The 18,293-nt window shown below is 47.3% G+C and carries 18 protein-coding genes and 1 rRNA gene; 16 read left to right on the top strand and 3 right to left on the bottom strand.

What is annotated here, in order from left to right; translation table 11 throughout:
* The first annotated feature begins 6 nt into the window (after positions 1–6).
* The 5 genes from rrf to PQG66_RS23830 all read left to right on the top strand — a co-directional run bounded on the left by rrf (position 7) and on the right by PQG66_RS23830 (position 4,338).
* A 5S ribosomal RNA gene (gene rrf / locus PQG66_RS23850) occupies positions 7–123 on the top strand.
* Positions 124–360: 237 nt separating this feature from the next.
* Positions 361–1,038: an NAD(P)H-dependent oxidoreductase gene (locus PQG66_RS23845; RefSeq protein ID WP_272040334.1), complete on the top strand. Its 678-nt coding sequence runs from the start codon at positions 361–363 to the stop codon at positions 1,036–1,038.
* A gap of 206 nt (positions 1,039–1,244) precedes the next feature.
* Positions 1,245–1,556 carry an ArsR/SmtB family transcription factor gene (locus tag PQG66_RS23840; RefSeq protein ID WP_272040333.1) on the top strand — a complete coding sequence of 104 codons (312 nt, stop codon included), beginning with the start codon at positions 1,245–1,247 and terminating at the stop codon, positions 1,554–1,556.
* Positions 1,557–1,804: 248 nt separating this feature from the next.
* Positions 1,805–2,830 (top strand): LLM class flavin-dependent oxidoreductase, encoded by a 1,026-nt coding sequence (locus tag PQG66_RS23835; RefSeq protein ID WP_272040332.1) that lies wholly within the window; start codon positions 1,805–1,807, stop codon positions 2,828–2,830.
* 332 nt (positions 2,831–3,162) lie between these two features.
* The gene (locus PQG66_RS23830; protein ID WP_272040331.1) at positions 3,163–4,338 is read left to right on the top strand and encodes an AI-2E family transporter; all 1,176 of its coding nucleotides are present in this window, start codon (positions 3,163–3,165) and stop codon (positions 4,336–4,338) included.
* A gap of 128 nt (positions 4,339–4,466) precedes the next feature.
* Here the strand turns inward: PQG66_RS23830 and PQG66_RS23825 are convergent, their stop codons facing one another.
* On the bottom strand, positions 4,467–4,838 hold the full coding sequence (locus PQG66_RS23825; protein WP_272040330.1) for an ArsR/SmtB family transcription factor: 372 nt from the start codon (positions 4,836–4,838) through the stop codon (positions 4,467–4,469).
* A gap of 291 nt (positions 4,839–5,129) precedes the next feature.
* Between PQG66_RS23825 and PQG66_RS23820 the strand changes: the two genes are divergently transcribed.
* From PQG66_RS23820 to PQG66_RS23805, 4 genes are all read left to right on the top strand, one after another.
* A complete protein-coding gene (locus PQG66_RS23820) occupies positions 5,130–7,460 on the top strand; it encodes a heavy metal translocating P-type ATPase (RefSeq protein WP_272040329.1) in 2,331 nt (776 codons plus the stop codon).
* Between the two features lie 109 nt (positions 7,461–7,569).
* The gene (locus tag PQG66_RS23815) at positions 7,570–7,920 is read left to right on the top strand and encodes an SdpI family protein (RefSeq protein WP_272040327.1); all 351 of its coding nucleotides are present in this window, start codon (positions 7,570–7,572) and stop codon (positions 7,918–7,920) included.
* 244 nt (positions 7,921–8,164) lie between these two features.
* Positions 8,165–9,589 carry an aldehyde dehydrogenase family protein gene (locus tag PQG66_RS23810; protein ID WP_272040326.1) on the top strand — a complete coding sequence of 475 codons (1,425 nt, stop codon included), beginning with the start codon at positions 8,165–8,167 and terminating at the stop codon, positions 9,587–9,589.
* 376 nt (positions 9,590–9,965) lie between these two features.
* Positions 9,966–10,733: a MerR family transcriptional regulator gene (locus PQG66_RS23805; RefSeq protein WP_272040325.1), complete on the top strand. Its 768-nt coding sequence runs from the start codon at positions 9,966–9,968 to the stop codon at positions 10,731–10,733.
* 172 nt (positions 10,734–10,905) lie between these two features.
* On the opposite strand, the gene PQG66_RS23800 is transcribed toward PQG66_RS23805, so the two are convergent.
* Positions 10,906–11,385: a GAF domain-containing protein gene (locus PQG66_RS23800; RefSeq protein WP_272040324.1), complete on the bottom strand. Its 480-nt coding sequence runs from the start codon at positions 11,383–11,385 to the stop codon at positions 10,906–10,908.
* A gap of 186 nt (positions 11,386–11,571) precedes the next feature.
* Here PQG66_RS23800 and PQG66_RS23795 point away from each other — a divergent pair, with 186 nt between their 5' ends.
* From PQG66_RS23795 to PQG66_RS23780, 4 genes are all read left to right on the top strand, one after another.
* Positions 11,572–11,868 (top strand): hypothetical protein, encoded by a 297-nt coding sequence (locus PQG66_RS23795; RefSeq protein ID WP_272040323.1) that lies wholly within the window; start codon positions 11,572–11,574, stop codon positions 11,866–11,868.
* Positions 11,869–12,102: 234 nt separating this feature from the next.
* On the top strand, positions 12,103–12,675 hold the full coding sequence (locus PQG66_RS23790; protein WP_272040322.1) for a GNAT family N-acetyltransferase: 573 nt from the start codon (positions 12,103–12,105) through the stop codon (positions 12,673–12,675).
* 33 nt (positions 12,676–12,708) lie between these two features.
* A complete protein-coding gene (locus PQG66_RS23785; RefSeq protein WP_272040339.1) occupies positions 12,709–14,217 on the top strand; it encodes an MDR family MFS transporter in 1,509 nt (502 codons plus the stop codon).
* Positions 14,218–14,312: 95 nt separating this feature from the next.
* Complete coding sequence (locus tag PQG66_RS23780; protein ID WP_272040321.1) at positions 14,313–14,762, top strand: hypothetical protein; 450 nt, start codon at positions 14,313–14,315, stop codon at positions 14,760–14,762.
* 101 nt (positions 14,763–14,863) lie between these two features.
* On the opposite strand, the gene PQG66_RS23775 is transcribed toward PQG66_RS23780, so the two are convergent.
* Entirely contained in the window at positions 14,864–15,325 is a 462-nt protein-coding gene (locus PQG66_RS23775; protein WP_272040319.1) for a MarR family winged helix-turn-helix transcriptional regulator, read from the bottom strand.
* 288 nt (positions 15,326–15,613) lie between these two features.
* Here PQG66_RS23775 and PQG66_RS23770 point away from each other — a divergent pair, with 288 nt between their 5' ends.
* The 3 genes from PQG66_RS23770 to PQG66_RS23760 all read left to right on the top strand — a co-directional run bounded on the left by PQG66_RS23770 (position 15,614) and on the right by PQG66_RS23760 (position 18,182).
* Positions 15,614–16,357, top strand: a complete 744-nt coding sequence (locus tag PQG66_RS23770) for an ABC transporter ATP-binding protein (protein ID WP_442955166.1) — start codon at positions 15,614–15,616, stop codon at positions 16,355–16,357.
* Between the two features lie 13 nt (positions 16,358–16,370).
* Positions 16,371–17,618 (top strand): ABC transporter permease, encoded by a 1,248-nt coding sequence (locus PQG66_RS23765; RefSeq protein ID WP_272040318.1) that lies wholly within the window; start codon positions 16,371–16,373, stop codon positions 17,616–17,618.
* Positions 17,619–17,783: 165 nt separating this feature from the next.
* Positions 17,784–18,182 (top strand): hypothetical protein, encoded by a 399-nt coding sequence (locus tag PQG66_RS23760; protein ID WP_272040317.1) that lies wholly within the window; start codon positions 17,784–17,786, stop codon positions 18,180–18,182.
* Positions 18,183–18,293: the final 111 nt, after the last annotated feature.

Below are 18,293 nucleotides of genomic sequence, written 5' to 3'. Positions count from 1 at the left end.
TGCCCGTTTGGTGGCGATGGCGGAGGGGTTCCACACGTACCCATCCCGAACACGACCGTTAAGCCCTCTAGCGCCGATGGTACTTGGACCGCAGGGTCCTGGGAGAGTAGGAAGCCGCCAAACAAAGCAAGGCACACTTGATGATATCAGGTGTGTCTTTTTGCATTGTTAATTAAAAATATCCAAGTAAATTACCATGATTAAACAGGAGTGTAATGCGAAGGAGATCAGAAACCAATAGGATGCTTACTTTCCATTTGGGATGATAACATTTAAAATAAGATGTAGGCCTTTTAACATCAACAGAACCGAATATAACGGAGGCTCAATATAATTACAGAGAAAAGGACGTGGAGCGATATGGACGTTACTGTACAAAAAAAGAAAAAAGAAGAGATTTTACAGGCTTTTCAGTTCCGCCATGCCACGAAGCTATTTGATGCATCACGCAAAATTACAGAAGAAGATTTTGCTTTCATACTTGAAACAGGCCGCTTGTCTCCAAGTTCCATTGGATTCGAGCCTTGGAAGTTTCTCATTGTACAAAATCCGGAGTTCCGTCAGCGCCTGTCCGAGGTGTCGTCTGGTGCACAACGGCAGTTAGCCACTGCAAGTCATTTTATTGTGATCTTGGCACGCACAGATGCCAGCTACAATTCTCCCTATGCGGAGTACATGCTGAAAGAGGTTCAGGGCATGCCAGAAGATGTCTTTAAGCTGACAAGTGCAGCATACGGCAATTTTCAGAATAACCAGGGTTTACTCCAAAACGCTAAAACTTTATTCGACTGGGCATCTAAACAGACCTACATTGCCCTCGGCAATATGATGACCGCAGCGGCTCAGATTGGCATCGATTCGTGTCCTATTGAGGGGTACAACTATGAAGAGGTACATCGCATTCTGGAAGAAGCAGGACTGCTGGAGGACGGTGCATGGGATGTATCGGTGATGGCTGCGTTTGGTTATCGTGCAGAGGAGCCACACCGGGAGAAGTCACGCCAGTCTATTGAACAAATCACACACTGGATTAAATAATTCTTTAAGAGCTATATACTGTCCTTACAGTATATCTATCGGTTTGAAGTGATAGAAGTCCTACAATTCCTACAAGGGCTCCTTCATTTCGTTGTGAACCAGTATTAAAGGAACAGCAGATATGAAACCCTAAGCCGGCTCTTAATGAGTCGGTTTGTTCGTTTATGGCGTTTGGCAAAAGGACAGAAAGGGGGTATAATTAACCCATGGAACCTATACTTATTTTCAAAGCATTATCCAATGAGACGCGCAGGCAGATCCTGCTGTGGCTGAAAAACCCAGAGCAGCATTTCTCACCGCTTGAGTTATCTCAACATCCAGATGGCGGCAAGAGTGGCATTTGTGTGGGTACAATTCAAGTGAAGGCTGGACTGGCTCAGTCCGTAATCTCCAGCTATTTGTCAACGATGCTCAAGGCGGGGTTACTGCTCTCGGAGCGCAGAGGACAATGGACGTACTATCGTCGTAATGAAGAGACGATACAGGCATTCGCGGAGTACGTGCAGCACGAGTTGTAAGCCGGATGCCGGAACGGAAATCAGATGCAATACGCAGCAAGCAGGAGATTCCGTCCGGATGTGAACGGCTATATATACGCTTAAGCATGTGTGCATACATTCACTCTAGAGCTTCGTTATTCTGAGTGGATTCAGCGATAGCGTAGTAGTATAAGCTGTGTCTGATACGAAACCAAGTCAACTTTCGCTTATCTATATCTATATATCTGTATATACAAAAATATAATCTAAAGGGAGTATAAACGTATATGAATACTGAACAACAACATAAACAGCATATAAAAGACGTGAAATTGTCAGTGCTTGATCTTGCACCAGTCGTTGTGGGGTCAACCCCTGCGGAAGCACTTCGCAACAGCCTGGATCTGGCACAGCATGCAGAGCAGTGGGGGTATCATCGCTATTGGGTGGCTGAACACCACAATATGCCAGGTATCGCTTCATCCGCAACATCTGTTGTGATTGGGCACCTCGCAGGAGGGACCAAAACGATTCGCGTAGGTTCTGGTGGTATTATGCTGCCTAACCATGCACCGCTTGTCATAGCAGAGCAGTTTGGTACGTTGGAATCATTATACCCTGGTCGCATTGATCTAGGTCTGGGCCGTGCACCGGGCAGTGATCGACGTACATCCCTTGCGCTGCGTAAAGATCTGAATAGTGGCGAAGATTTCCCTGAGCTGTTATCAGAGCTGCGGGCATATTTCGATGCATCGGCGACATCATACCATGCACCCGTACGTGCTGTACCCGGCGAAGGGCTGAACATTCCAATCTATCTGCTGGGTTCCAGCGATTTTAGTGCACGCTTGGCAGGGCAGCTGGGATTACCGTTTGCTTTTGCGAGCCACTTCTCACCAGATTATATACGTATTGCTTTGGATACCTATCGTAACAGCTTCCAGCCATCGGAGAACCTGAAAGAGCCTTATGTGATTCTGGGTGTGAACGCTGTGGTGGCAGATACGGACGAAGAAGCTGCCTGGCTGGGAACAACGATGCAGCAGCAATTTCTGAATATCATCCGTGGTACGACAGGACTTGTGCAGCCACCAGCAGTGATGGATGGCAAATGGACCGAGCGCGAAGAAGCTGCTGTCGCTCAGACGCTCAAGGTGGCGGTTAACGGTTCGCCTGAGAAAGTACGCGAACAGCTTGAATCGTTCATCCGCCAGACACAAGCAGATGAACTTATTATTACGTCGATGATCTATGATCATCAAGCACGACTGCACTCGTATAAGTTAATCTCGCAGCTTGCGGGAAACCATTAATTTTTTGCTTGGCAGCAGGAGATCGTGAATAGAATCCAAGCTGCAGATCAACGGTTCGCCTCCAGAGGAGGTGAGCCGTTTTTGGCATGGGAATAATTTCAATGGGGCCAATTGGGGCATGGGGGTCGTTTTGGGGTAAAATGACTTTACTTGGCGAATTTGAAACGGTCAAACCGATCATACGTATAAATCGAGAGTGTTATACATATGTTGGCTTGTACAAGTTAATTGTAACTTTAAGCACAAAGAGTATTCTGTGGCTAGCAGCTCGATGTGCCTACAACATAATGGATATAAACAGTATGATGATCCATAAGAAAGGACGGAAGCCTATGGAGCAACCTGAGCACAAGTTGGAAAACCAAACACGAGTTTGGCCGGAGCGGTTCAAACGCTTCTTTTTGAATAACAAATTTGTACTGTTTCTATTAATTCTGCTGTTGGTTGGACTGAACATTATGGTATTGACCAAGGTATCGTTTGTGTTCCACCCATTGGCCGTGCTAATTAAAACGATTATACTCCCCATTATTCTATCGGGCATACTCTATTACCTTCTGAATCCGCTTGTGGATGTGATGGAACGATGGAAAATCAAGCGAGGCTGGGGCATTCTGATTCTATATCTCGCTATCGGTGGAGTTTTAACGGTGGTGGTGCTTGCAGTCATTCCAGTGTTACGTCATCAGATCATGGGGCTAATCGACAATTTCCCTACCTATAGTGAAACCGTGAGGGATCAATTCGAGGAACTGACAGGCAGTCAGTTGTTCAGCCAGGTGCAGGAGACCGTCAACATGAACTGGCAGGACTGGTGGGGGACCATCTCCGAGAAGGCAACAGAGATTCTTAACTCCACGTGGACCAAGCTGGGCGGGTTCCTTGGTGCATTTACCGAGACGGTGTTATCGATTGTAACGGTGCCATTTATTCTGTTCTATCTGCTCAAAGACGGCAAGAAGCTTCCCGAGAAGATTTTATCCTTTTTGCCAATCAAAAGCCGTACTGGTGCAATGCATGTGTTGCATGATATCAATCACCAGATCAGTTCATTCATCCGTGGACAGATTATCGTCAGCATGTGTATCGGGGTACTGCTCTACATCGGGTATATGATCATCGGTCTGGACTACGCATTGATTCTTGCGATCATTGCTTCCTTTACGAGTGTGGTTCCATATCTGGGACCTGCAATTGCTATTACACCTGCTTTGATTGTGGCTCTGGTCACTTCGCCAATTATGCTGCTGAAGATGATCGCCGTGTGGACTGCAGTGCAGTTAATTGAAGGTAAATTCATCTCACCACAGATTATGGGCAAAACGCTCAAGATTCATCCGATTACGATTATATTTGTCATTCTAACGTCAGGCAATTTGTTCGGGGTGGTGGGCATCCTGCTCGCAGTTCCGGGATACGCAGTACTCAAAGTGGTGGTGTCCCATATTTTCAATCTGTTTAAGGACAAATCCGGTCTGTATGATCCAAACAATAACAAGTTACTGTAGTTGTAAGTAAAATCGATTCATGTAAGTCTGATGTTTAAAACGGTTCCCTAAACACAACAAAACCCCCGCTCATCGGCATGGTGCCGAGAATCGGGGGTTTTGTTGATCTAAACAAGATGGCTCAAAGCCTAGCCGTGTTTAATATGTTGAAGCGTTTGGAGGAATATCTGCTCAATGTGAGCATCATCCAAAGAGTAATACACCGTCTTGCCTTCCTTACGCCGTTTCACAATCCGCATATTGCGCAACGATCGCAGCTGGTGGGAGATGGCTGACTGGCCCATGCCGAGCAGTACCGTTAGATCATGCACACATAATTCTTTCTGTAATAGTGCATCAATAATACGTAGACGTGTTGGGTCACTAAATGCTTTGAACCAATCCGCCATCTCGGAAGAGGTGTGCCGATCTATAAGTGAGGTGCGAATGGTAAGCACATCGGCTTCTGTGCCTGAGCAAGTTTCATCGCAATCATGTGGAGCTTTAACCGGTTGTTCCATGCCTATCACCGCCTATGTTTAACAACTGATAGTTATATTATATCCAAAAAACGCCTAAAGCGAAATAATTACTATTAGCATATTCTGTATGCAAAATCAACAACTCATGTTGACACTCCAGTTTAGGCGTGCATATAATAGGGTTAATTATAACATATGAACAATTGCTCATGTATGGAGATCACAGAAATTTTGGAGAAAACAGCAGTTGGAGGGTTATTCCTTCAATGAAGTACTAATATAAAAATGCGTTGATTCAACTTTTTTCGGACTGCAAAGGGGAGAAGTCACATGGGAACCGGACAGGAACAGGTGAAAAGGGAACTGCTGCTCGACGGATTGGATTGTGCCAACTGTGCACTCAAGATTGAAAATGGAGTAAGTAAAATAAAAGGTATTCATGAATGCTCCGTGAATTTTGTGACCAAAACGTTATCCATGTACACCACATCCGATATGGATGAGCAGGTGGTGGAGGAAGCGAAACGGAAGGTGCTCCGGCTCGAGCCCCATATCCGTATCTCGGAAAAAGGCAAAGGACATTACCATGAACACTCGGATGGAGAGTCTCATTCTCATCATAGTCATGCTCATACGGATTCGACCAATGGGGCGAGCACACATCACCATAGTCATCACAGTGACGGACATTCCCACGCACATACTCATGAACATGAACACGGCCAGAAACAGGGTCACAGTCATGCACACAGCCACACGGAGAGCAATGACGCTCATGCAGGTCATTCGCACGAACATGGTGCCGGACAGATCAAAACGCTGCTAGCCCGGCTGGCTGCTGGATCTGTGTTGCTTGCTGCAGCGATCTGGTCACCGGTGGATGGCTGGGCTCAGATTGCACTTTATGTGGTTGCGTATATCATTGCGGGTGGCGATATTGTACTTCAGGCATTCAAAAATATCATTCGCGGTCAGGTGTTTGATGAGTACTTTCTGATGACCGTCGCTACGCTTGGTGCGTTTGCGATTGGAGAGTATCCTGAAGGTGTTGCGGTCATGCTCTTCTATCAGCTTGGAGAGCTGTTCCAGGGTATGGCAGTCAACCGCTCACGCAAGTCCATCGAGTCTCTGATGGATATACGCCCGGATTATGCCAACATACTTACGGGTACAGGGGAAGAAACGCAGCGTGTATCGCCGGAAGAGGTGAACATTGGTGATCGTATCGTGGTTAAGGCCGGGGAGAGGGTGCCGCTGGACGGCATTGTGAAAGCAGGTCGATCCATGGTCGACACATCAGCGTTGACAGGGGAATCTGTTCCAAGGGAATTGGAGCCTGGAAGTGATGTGCTTAGCGGTTTTGTGAATAAAAACGGGTTGTTAACGATAGAAGTCACCAAAACCTTTGGAGAATCCACCGTATCCAAAATTCTCGACATGGTGCAGAATGCCAGCAGCCGCAAGGCGAAAACAGAACATTTTATCAGCAAATTTGCACGGTATTATACTCCTGTTGTTGTCATTCTCGCGGCTCTCATTGCCTTGGTTCCTCCGCTACTGCTTAATGGGGCAACATTTGCTGATTGGATCTATCGTGCACTGGTGTTTCTCGTTATCTCATGTCCTTGTGCGCTGGTTGTTTCGATCCCACTTGGTTTCTTCGGGGGAATTGGTGCAGCTTCGCGAAACGGCATTTTGGTCAAAGGAAGTAACTACCTTGAGGCTTTGAATGACGTTAGAGTGGTGGTGTTCGACAAAACGGGCACACTAACCAAAGGTGTATTTAAGGTTACCTCTGTTCATCCTGAAGGTGCGCGTTCAGAAGAGGAATTACTGAGACTGGCAGCCATTGCTGAACAAAACTCGAATCATCCGATAGCAGAATCTATTCATGCCGCCTGGGGGAAAGACATTCCTATACAAGGTGTAGAGGGATATGACGAGGTAGCTGGACATGGGATTAGAGTTCATATAAACGGTCAGGAAGTTCTTGCAGGCAACGCGAAGCTGATGGAACAGGCGGGCATTGTTTATACGAAACCACTAACTGTAGGAACGGTTGTGCACGTTGCCGAAGCTGGACAGTATGTTGGGCATCTGATCATTGCGGATGAAGTGAAAGACGATTCGGCATCTGCGATCGAGGCACTTAAGCAGCTCGGTATTCGTAGAACGGTCATGTTAACCGGTGATGCCAAAGCAGTAGGCGAGGCTGTTGGCCGTCAGCTTGGTGTGGATGAGGTTCATGCCGAACTGCTACCGCAGGACAAAGTCGTACGGTTGGAACAACTGGAACAGGTGAAATCACCGAAGGAGAAGATGATCTTTGTTGGTGATGGCATTAACGATACCCCCGTACTGGCGCGTGCAGATGTCGGTGTAGCCATGGGCGGGCTAGGTTCGGACGCAGCGATAGAAGCCGCAGATGTCGTCATTATGACGGATGAACCCTCCAGAATTGCTAGTGCCATTCGTATTGCGAAACGCACGCGTCGTATCGTCTGGCAGAACATTGGATTCGCGTTGGGAGTCAAAGCGATTTTTCTGCTGCTCGGAGTGTTCGGGATCGCCACCATGTGGGAAGCTGTGTTCTCTGATGTGGGTGTTACGGTGCTTGCCGTACTCAATGCGATGCGAGTGCTTCGAATCAAGGACGTTTAAATTGTTGAAACGTACAGCAAGGCTCTGCGTATATACGTAGAGCCGTTTTACTATTTATATAGCTGATGTATGATGTAGCCTGAAAGTTGATAAGAAGGAGCGAAATATTTTGGCAGGAGCATTATTAGGGATTATATGTGGAGTATGTTATTTTATTTTGGGATTGATGGTGTATAAGAAGCCGCCAAAACAAATTAATGGAATATATGGTTATCGTACACCACGGGCAATGAGTAACCCCACGTTATGGGAAGAGGCACAGCGATACAGCTCGGCGTTGATGATGCAGTTTGGTTTTATTATCACCGCCTTTGGGGTTATCGGTTTTTGGCTAACAGATGTGCGTGCCTTAGTACTGAGCCTGATTGCTGTGGTTTTTTATACAATTAGATTATTTATGCGGGTTGAAGGACGTTTGAAACAGTTGCAGAGGGCGCAGAAGGAGCAAGACAAACAATAAGTTCAAACCATGCAGGAAGCTAACTATAAAACAGGGACAAGATCGTCATATGGAGATCCGCATAAGCGGGTCTTTTTTTGTTATTTGACGAGTTAACCTCATCCCGTGGAAGTCTGGTGTCCCAGCCATGAGAAGTATGACCTGGGTGGATACGCCGAAAATAGTGTATAAGTAGAGTAGGGTTCTATACAGACTTGCAATGGAGACGTTCGAAGATGAATTGAATGAATGGAGGATGCAGGTTATGAAAAAACAACATCTGTTTATCGGTGGTAAGTACACCGAATCGGTACAATATACAACACTCCAGGCGCCGTATTCCGGAGAGACGCTGGTAGAGGTGGCTTCAGCCTCGGCAGAGGAGACCGAGAGAGCCATTATTGCGGCTGTAGAGGCACGTAAAACGATGCGCCAGATGCCCGCACATCAGCGTGCAGACTTGCTGTACAAGCTATCTGCGATGTTGGAGGAGCGCAAAGAAGAGGCTGCCCGCATCGTTTCACTGGAGGCAGCCAAGCCGATCACTGCGGCGAGAGCCGAGATTGATCGTACGATCGAGACCTACCAGATTGCCGCAGAAGAAGCGAAACGTCTGACTGGCGAGACGGTTCCGATGGATGCTGCCAAAGGTGGAGAAGGCCGTATAGGCTATACGATGCGCCAGCCACTCGGTGTTATCGGAGCCATTACACCGTTTAATTTTCCGATGAATCTGGTGGCGCACAAGGTGGGACCTGCGCTAGCTGCCGGGAATACCATCGTGCTTAAACCTGCAGAGCAGACACCTCTATCTGCCTATTTCATTGCAAGCTTGCTTCAGGAGGCGGGACTGCCGGATGGAGCTCTGAACGTCGTAAGTGGTGATGGCAAAACAATCGGTGATGTGCTCGTAGGGCATCCTGATGTTGCTTATATCACATTTACAGGTAGCCCGGCCGTAGGAACCAGCATCCGCAGCAATGCAGGACTGAAACGTGTTACGCTGGAACTTGGCTCTAATGCAGCAGTTATTGTGGACAAAGATGCAGATCTGAACAAGATCATTCCACGCTGTGTCACCGGTGCTTTTACCTATCAGGGCCAAGTATGTATTTCATTACAGCGGATCTATGTACATCAGGCGATTGCAGAAGAGTTCATACATCGTTTTACCGAGGCAGCGGAGCAGGTGGTCATCGGTGATCCGTTGAACGAGGATACTGTCGTGTCGGCTCTCATTACATCCAAAGATGTGCAACGCACTCTGGAATGGATTGAGGAAGCGAAGCAGGCAGGAGCAACGGTTGCAGCAGGCGGTGAGGCAGAAGGAGGCATTTTGCGTCCAACGGTGCTTGTGAATGTCCCGCGTGACGCTAAGGTATCGTGTCAGGAAGTATTCGCACCTATTGTTGTCATTAACACCGTTAATTCCGTAGAAGAGGGCATCCAGCATGTCAACGACTCTATGTACGGGCTTCAGGCAGGCGTGTTCACGAGCGATATCCAAACGGCACTTCGAGCTGTAGATGAGATTGAAGCGGGTGGTGTGATGATCAATGATATTCCAACATTCCGGGTCGATCACATGCCATATGGCGGTGTGAAGCAAAGCGGGATCGGGCGTGAAGGTGTGAAGTATGCAACCGAAGAAATGACAGAATTGAAGTTTGTCATGTTCAACAAAAATTGAGCAGGGCGATGGTGGGAATATATACAATTGGGAATTACCCAAAGGTTAAAAGAAATCTGGAAATCCTGTACCTCTCTAAGAGGTTCAGGATTTTTTTGGTGAAACGGAGAATAAGGCCGTCGAAAGTTGCTTAAAAAGATACACTATTAATCTGCACGAAATACAGGTTCACATTTAAAGGAAGGGGTATTATTAATTAGGTAACATGCTTTCATTACTACTTGATACGCATTCATTACCTTCTTATATGGATGGATATTGTGATGTTTTTCAAACATTGTTAGATGCAGGTGATCTGTAGAGGCAGAGACAGGCAACATATAGAGCTAACGAACAAACAAACAGAGCACGCAGATGTGTTAGGAGGTGATACGATATGGCTTATTCCATGACGGATGTATCCGGTATGTCAGGTGTGAGCTTGAATGAGTTGGGTCATTATGCGGAGCTGGGGTTGTTATCGCCTTCATTTCGCGGACTGGATGAGGATATTTATTATGAGAAAAAAGATCTTCTAAAGCTTCAGCAAATTTTATTCTGTAAAGAAGTTGGCTTACCGGAAGACGAAATCGGTCCTATGCTCACAGAAGAGCCTTTGGAAATGGTACGTATAATGCAGCAACATCGTATCCGAATTCTGGAGGAAGCTCTTCGCCTACACGGACTGATCCAGACATTAGATCGAACGGTCTCGTATCTGCAAGGAGAACAGATGATGGAGGAGCATGAATTATATTATGGCTTTACACATCATATGCGTCATGCCCAGCTCCCTGAAGCACGTCAAACGGAGGACTTACTTCACAACTCATCCGCGAATGACTCAAAAGCTCAAAAGATACAGATGAAATCCAAGGAGGATTTTCTGGATTCACAGGCCCGAATCGAGCAGATTCATCTGGATCTAAAAGAGGCCCTGGAGCTTGGCCTCGAACCGGGTAGTCCTGCTGTGCAGCAAATTATCGGGCGACACCTCGAATGGATTAGGGGGTACTATACTCCCACGGCTGAAATATACCGTGATTTGGCTAACCTGTACGTCGAGCAGCGCGATTTCCGTAAGATGTACGACGGCTATCATCCCAAGCTGGCTGAGTTCCTGCGGGAGGGCATGATCATCAAAGCGGCACAGGAACTATCCTAGCTGCATACAGTAATATGGGCGGCAAGAACATCGGTATGAACATAGCAACAAAAAGCGCAGACCTCTGGGAGGGCTGCGCTTTTTGTTAACATTTAATCGATACGACCTTCATGAGGTGAGAGGACAGTAATCCTCATGTTCGAATGAATGTTGCTACAATGAATCGAACAGATTAGAGCTGCTCGGTGAGCAAGCTAACTGCTTTTTCCAGGAAGATGCGATCTTCATCATCAAACCGGTTTTTGATCGGGCTATCGATATCGAGCACCCCGTATAATTGTCCGTCTTTGATAATAGGAACAACGATTTCACTATTGGATGCAGCATCACAGGCGATATGACCTGGGAAGGCATGCACATCATCAACAACAAGTGTACGTCTCTCCGCAGCAGATGTGCCGCATACTCCGCGTCCAAGCGGAATTCGGATGCAGGCAGGCAACCCCTGAAACGGTCCAAGGACCAATTCTTTTCCATCATACAGATAGAATCCGACCCAGTTGGTGTCGGTTAGAAATACATTGAGTAGCGCAGCAGCATTAGCCAGGTTGGCAATTGCGTTAGGTTCATCGCGGATCAGAGCGCTTAACTGTCCCAGGACGGCGGTGTGCTGCTCGCTTCGTGTTCCTTCATAGGAAACAGCTTGAAACATGGTGAATCACCCTCCTGAGCAAAATTGGTACTTATTTTCAAGATAGTGCAGTATATGCGGTTAGTCAAGCGGAATGATTCAGGAAGACGTAGAAGTGTGTGATATAAGTGCCTGTTTCTCCGGTTCTTTCGCGGGGTAATTACTTAGCAACCAAGAAGGGCTACAACCCGGGAAGGAGCTTAGCTTATGCATGCAGAAGTACAGAATCTTTTTGTACGAATTCATCTTCTATATTTTGCCCAAACTCAGGATTTGACCGTAAGCGATACGCTGCCTCTGTTAGAAGAGCGAGGATATCGCGTTGGTGAGCGTGAGATCAAGCAGGAGCTTGAACACTTGACGCAAGAGAACTTCCTGACTGCCCACGGAGATCAGTGGAGCCTGACCGGGACAGGCATTGAAGAGTTTAAGGAAATTGTTGCTGTACTTGGACGGGTAACCGAAGAATTGCTCGTTGGCAATAAAAAGGCCTCTCCAGCTTAAGGCTATAACCGTTGATGCTTCGTGAGAAGCTAAGCCACACATGGACTGGCCCTCGGCATATGATTGGACACCATCAGCTGGCGACAACATAAGTACATCAGGACCGGGAGCGGATGCGCCCGGTTTTTTGATATGATCTGAAGAGTGAACAGTTGCCAATTGGTGCAGGTTATGGTTAGATGGCTAATGAATCTTATGGTCTGTAAGAGAAGGATCGGATCGGAGTGTCAATAGATGTATAGATGTAAAGGAAGAATTCCCGAGCTAGAAACGACGCGGCTTCGTCTGCGCAAAATGCGTCGCAAGGATGCTGCGCAAATGTTCGTACACTGGTCAGACCGGGAAGTTACTCGGTATATGAATCTTGCGCCCATGATCGGTATAAGTGAAGCTGCTGATATGATCGGGCTGCTGAACCATATGGCAGGAGAAGAGGACGCTATCCGATGGGGAATTGAACTGAAGGATACAGGCAAGCTTGTCGGTAGTTGTGGGTTCAACACATGGCAGCTAGAAGGGGCATTTCGTGGCGAGATTGGATATGAGCTGGGTCGTGACTACTGGCGTTATGGATATATGTCAGAGGCTTTCTCGGCATTACTGCCTTTCGGATTTGAAACGATGGGACTGAATCGGATTGAAGCCTTGGTTGATCCACGCAATGCAGCTTCCGGGGCATTTCTGACAAGTCAGGGTTTTACCCGTGAGGGGCTTCTGCGTCAGATTCAGCATACATCCACGGGATACAAAGACATGGTCATGTACTCGCTATTATATGATGAGTTTCTTCGAAACAAGAGAAAATAGAGAGAAGGGTTTCCTGTGAATAGATCAGAAGGTTTGAAGCGCAGTTTTATTCTGGCCGGTTTGTTGCTGGCAACATTTCTGTCTGCGATTGAAGGCACGGTCATTGGTCCAGCCGGTCCGACGATTGTCGGTGAACTGGGAAGTGTGCAGTTGCTGAGCTGGATTTTTACGGCGTACCTGCTTACGATGGCGGTTAGCACACCGATTTTTGGCAAAATCAGTGATCTGTATGGACGCAAACCCGTTTTTCTTATTGGCTGTGCCTTGTTTTTGGCGGGATCACTCCTATGCTGTCTTGCGCAGAATATGGAACAATTGATTATCTATCGTGCCATTCAAGGAATTGGAGCAGGAGCAGTCGTGCCGGTTACCTTCACCATTATTGGTGACATTTACCGTCTTGAGGAGCGTGGCAAGATCCAGGGCTGGATCAGCTCGGTATGGGGCATTTCATCTCTCGTTGGCCCGCTGCTCGGCGGTTATTTTGTGGACAACCTCGGTTGGCAGTGGATTTTTGGATTTAACGTACCGTTTGGTCTACTCGCCATGTGGTTTGTATTCCGTTATTTGAAGGAAGATATCTCACCTCGTACGGCCAAGATTGATTATGTTGGGGCGTTGACCTTCACTGTCGGTATTACCGCTCTGCTCTTTGTGTTATCGGCGGGCGGGCAGTATTATGCCTGGAATTCTCCAATGATTGTGGGACTGAGTGTAGTTGCCGTCCTGTTTATTATTTTGTTTTTTGTGGTGGAAAAAAGAGCTCAGGCCCCGATGGTTCCACTTCATCTATTCCGTATCCGGGACATCCGGGTAGCGAACATCGCCGGCCTGCTGGCCAGCACATTGATGATCGGCTTAACCAGCTATCTGCCGCTATGGGTGCAAGGTGTTCGAGGAGGGAATGCAACGGAGTCCGGGCTGCTACTTGCGCCCATGTCTGTAGGCTGGCTGATCGGCAGCGTGTTGGCAGGTCGCCTGCTGCTGAAGATTGGATCAAGGCTGACCGCCTTAATCGGACTTACCGGGATTGCCGTAGGTTCGGGCGGACTTTTCCTGGTGGGTGGAACATCACCGCAGGTGGTGCTATATATTCTGACCTTTATATATGGTCTAGGATTCGGGTTTGCCTTTACCATTTTCACCATTATTGCTCAGTCTTCGGTAGGGTATAAAGAACGTGGTTCCTCTACGGCATTGCACACGTTCATGCGTACACTTGGACAGACGATCGGGGCGGCGGTATTTGGAACGTGGTTAAACTTCCGTATCTCAGCACTGTCGAATGAACAGAATCTAGCCGCGGAAGGCATCTCAGAGAATGATCTGAACGAACTGCTGGCACCGCATACGAATGCAACGTTATCCGATGAGAAGTGGGCGCTACTGCGCAGTGTTCTGGAGGGCAGTCTGCACTCTCTGTTCGTCATCATGTTTGTAATTGCTATCGTTGCGTGGGTCACGACACTGGCTCTGCGTAAGCGATTAATTGTTCCAGAGGATGCAGATGCACCCCCGCAAGTTGAAGCCATGCAAAAGTAATCAATCGGTAAGGCTGAACTGGAAAAAGGAGGGCGAACGAATTGAGCAAACCAAAGAGGGTTTCCTTGCGACCTAAATCCTTACTTCTTAGAATCATGGCGGCACTGTTAGCCTGTATTTCATTATCGGTCATCACCGTTTTTATTGAATACGTACCTGCTGCCGAGCGACTGGAGAACACATACTACTATCCGCTGTGGTATTCCTTTCTCATTATCCTGCTGATCCATCTGGCTATCGTTGTTTTTCTGACGATACCTTTGTCCATTCTGACAGATGCGATATCTATTTCTCTAGCACAACGATTCATAGGAGGAATCCACCCAGTTGTATCCGTAGTGGCTGGTTATGTCCTATTAGCGGGATTAAGCGGTATGTTGTTCTCTGTTTTTGTGTATCGGGGTGATACGTTTTTATACATGGGTGCAATCCGGCATATGTCTATCATCACTGTAATCTTCGCATGCTGGCAATTTGCTCTGTGGGCTGGGGCTAGATGGCTGAAAAACATAACTCACACCAAAACTCAAAGCAAAACCGGATGAACCTTGGTTGGTCCATCCGGTCTTTATTTTTCTAGGGTCTTCTATGTTGTTCATCGTATACCAAGTTGTTTCCTATCCTGTATGCGGTATTCGTGCGAACTCTAGTTGCTCGCTGACAAACTTTCGGCCCCATGCGCCAGTTTGCCCAGCAGTTCAGAGAGCAGTTCCTTATCCTCTTCGCTCAGACCGCTGACCGCTCGATCAATCTTGACCGCGTATCCCGGATAAATCTCATCCATGGTGCGCCGGCCTTCTTCCGTCAGTTCGATAAAAATGATGCGTCGGTCCTGTGGACAATGTTTGCGGCACAGTAGCCCCTTTTGCTCCAGCTTGTCAATCACATAGGTAACGTTGCCGCTCTGGAGCAGCAATTGAGCCCCTACCTGCTGAATCGGTTGTGCTCCTTTCATATATAACACTTCAAGCACTCCATAGGCTGTCGGGTTAAATCCATGTACTTTGCTTCCAGATACAGCGTGTTCATTCACGCTTTTGAACGTATGGGCTAAGGTGCGGTACAGATGAAGTGAACGTTCGGTACCGAATTCTTGTAATTCCAGCATGCTGATCCCGCCTTTCAATGGTTTATTTAGATCGTCATATGTTCATTGTAGCCCTCAATTTGGCTGAAAAACATGCGATATGTCACAAGATTTGCATTTTTAGCATTTAAAATTTGAGCAGTCGTCAAGATTTAGCAGAAGTTTGAGTAGCCCATCAAGGAGTGTCAGGATGTAACGTTCCATGATGACCACACGTATTTGCTTTATTGATCAAACAGAAGGTACAAAACTCATTTACAATATGAATAGTTCATCACGTAAAACGGATAAGAACAGGAGGGTTTATCCATGGCCATGGAGTACACATCGCCGAAAGAAACCGTTCCAGCCCATTCGATTCTGAACGTACATATCCGCGAAGCGGGCTACGCACCAGGGAAGCCTACGATCCAGAACATTCGGATGCACGTTGCACCGGGAGAACTGGTCGGTATTATCGGTCCCAATGGTGCAGGGAAAAGTACAACGATTAAGACATTGCTCGGTCTCCTGGAGCATGCCGATTATGATGTAACCATTGGGGGAGAGGGGCGTTACGCGTATATTCCCGAACAGCCTGTCTTTTACGAATACATGACTTTGTGGGAGCATCTCGATCTGGCTGCCGCAGCCTACGAGATCGAAGAGCAGACCTTTGTGGCAAGAGCAGAGGAATTATTAATCCGTTTTGGCATGAATCATGTCCGTAATGATCTCCCAGAGAGTTTCTCGAAGGGCATGCGTCAGAAAATGATGCTGATGATCGGATTTCTTTCCTCACCGGATATCTACATTGTAGACGAGCCGTTTATCGGCTTGGATCCACGCGCAACGAAGGATTTTCTAAAATTGCTTGAGGATGAGCGCCGCCGCGGGGCGGGGGTGTTAATGTCTACACATGTACTGGATACGGCTGAACGGATCTGTGATCGCTTTATTCTGATCGCTTCGGGGCAATCGGCTGCGGAAGGAACGTTGGATGAAATTCGTGCTGCTGCGGCAATGCCGGAAGCGTCTCTATTCGACTGTTTTGATACGCTGACATCCGATTGAAGAAAGGAGACTGATGATGGAGCCCAAACGTTATACTCCTCACCTTCTATATCAGAGAAGACAAAGGGAACATCTTCGGGAACAGTGGCGTAATGTCAAGCTTGTGGCGGACTGGACGGTCTGGCTATATCTGCTGGTTCCAGGTCTGTTGTATCTAATCGGCTGGTACGCCAGTTTGTGGACCAAGGCGATGCCTGCATGGGCAATCGGCTTACCTCTACCTATACTCATGGGAATGGTTGAATTGATCATTCTCACGGGGGGAACGGTTCTTTTTATCGAGCAAGCAGATGTGTTGTTCCTGAAGTCCAGAATCTTATGGATGCGAACGCTAATGGTGCGAGGGCTTCTCAGGGTCACGATGTTACAACTGGGAAAAATGATGCTTATTATTGCGCTGTTATCGCCGCTGCTTGTTCGTGTGTACGAGATAACTTTATTTCAGATTATTCTGGTGAGCATCTGGTTGGGAATTGCAGCATCACTTCAAGTAATAGCTATACATATGATCAAAGTCCGACATACAGGATGGCGGCGCTGGCTCTCTATGACTACGCTCGTGATTGTTATGGGGTGGATGACGGTTCGTACATCTGTGTGGATGCTTGGAGAGACATGGAAGATGATGTTCAGCATTACGATTGTTCTGCTGCTGCTCATTACACTGATCCAGATGAGATTGCGGATGAAGGGCACGTTTGAGGGGGATGTACGGGAAGATCTGCGAGCCAGGCTGAGATGGACCGCACTTATGTTAAGTCAGGCTGTAAGCAAGCCTAAGGCTCCGAAGACACGTTCGATCGTTTTTCGTAAACCGCGCAAATTATTTCGTAAACGTTCCATTCCGAATCGGACGGCAGAGATTGGTTTCAAAGCGTTTGTTCGTAATTCAGGAACGCTGAAATTAATTTTACAATTAGGCGGGCTGTCTGTCGCAGCAGTCTCCTTGCCACCATACCCCGTTAACATCATCGTGTGTGGTTTACTAGTGATTATGCTCACCGTGATGTTGTATCGTGCCTGGGATACTATGGCTACATCGGAGTATGTTCAGCTTGTTAATTATGATTCGAATGCGCTGTATAAAGCAGGCTTAATCATGGTACGTATGCTGCTGCTTCCTGTCGTTTCACTAATGGGGTACGCCATGGGGGTCGCTTGGCTAGGGTGGCTTGCTGGTTGTCTGACTGCTGTATGCACTGCAGCGTTTGGTTATGCCGTCGTGTCTGTTACAGGCTGGATCAGGCAGACTCGTACATAACGATGAGAATGACTCCTCTTGTAAGAAATTTACTGGGGGAAGCGCATATCAGTGATGTTTACTGCCCATGCTATAGAAGATAGGTGAAGTGAGGAACATGCGTATTGTGGATAACATGGAAATCACGATGGATGTACGAAAATCTATAGTAAGGAGGAGCAGGACATGATGGATAACAGTGAGCTTCAGGTGCATTTCTCCGATCCTTCGGCACTGCATGCAGCAAAAGAAACCTTGGAGGAACTTGGATACAAGCCATATCAGTCTGCGCCACTTGAATTATATATTCCAACGGATCGCCAAGACCCGCAATCGGCTGTTGAGATTGTGCAATCCCATGGTGGGAGCGCGGTATTTACTTCCTCGGTGGATGAACTGGATCAATTCCAGAATATATCCATTCCTGCACACTTGGTTAACGAAGATTGGAATGAAGACTACACACATGGCGGTAGCCAGGTAGTAAATAGTGGCCAAGGTGTCCAACAAGTCGAACACAACTATAGTGATGACCCGGTTTATGATGATTCGGCAGATGGATTCTCCGGCAGTGTCAAAGCTTGAGGGAGAGCGCTTGTACAGAACTTGAAGTTATAAAAAAGAAGTAATAAAAGGCATCCCAGTCATGACTATGACTTAGGGGATGCCTTTTGTTATACAAGATTAATCGTGATC

This window comes from Paenibacillus sp. JJ-100 (assembly GCF_948329825.1).
In the GTDB taxonomy this organism is placed as follows: Bacteria; Bacillota; Bacilli; order Paenibacillales; family Paenibacillaceae; genus Paenibacillus.
This window is presented reverse-complemented; position numbering and strand designations above follow the sequence as displayed.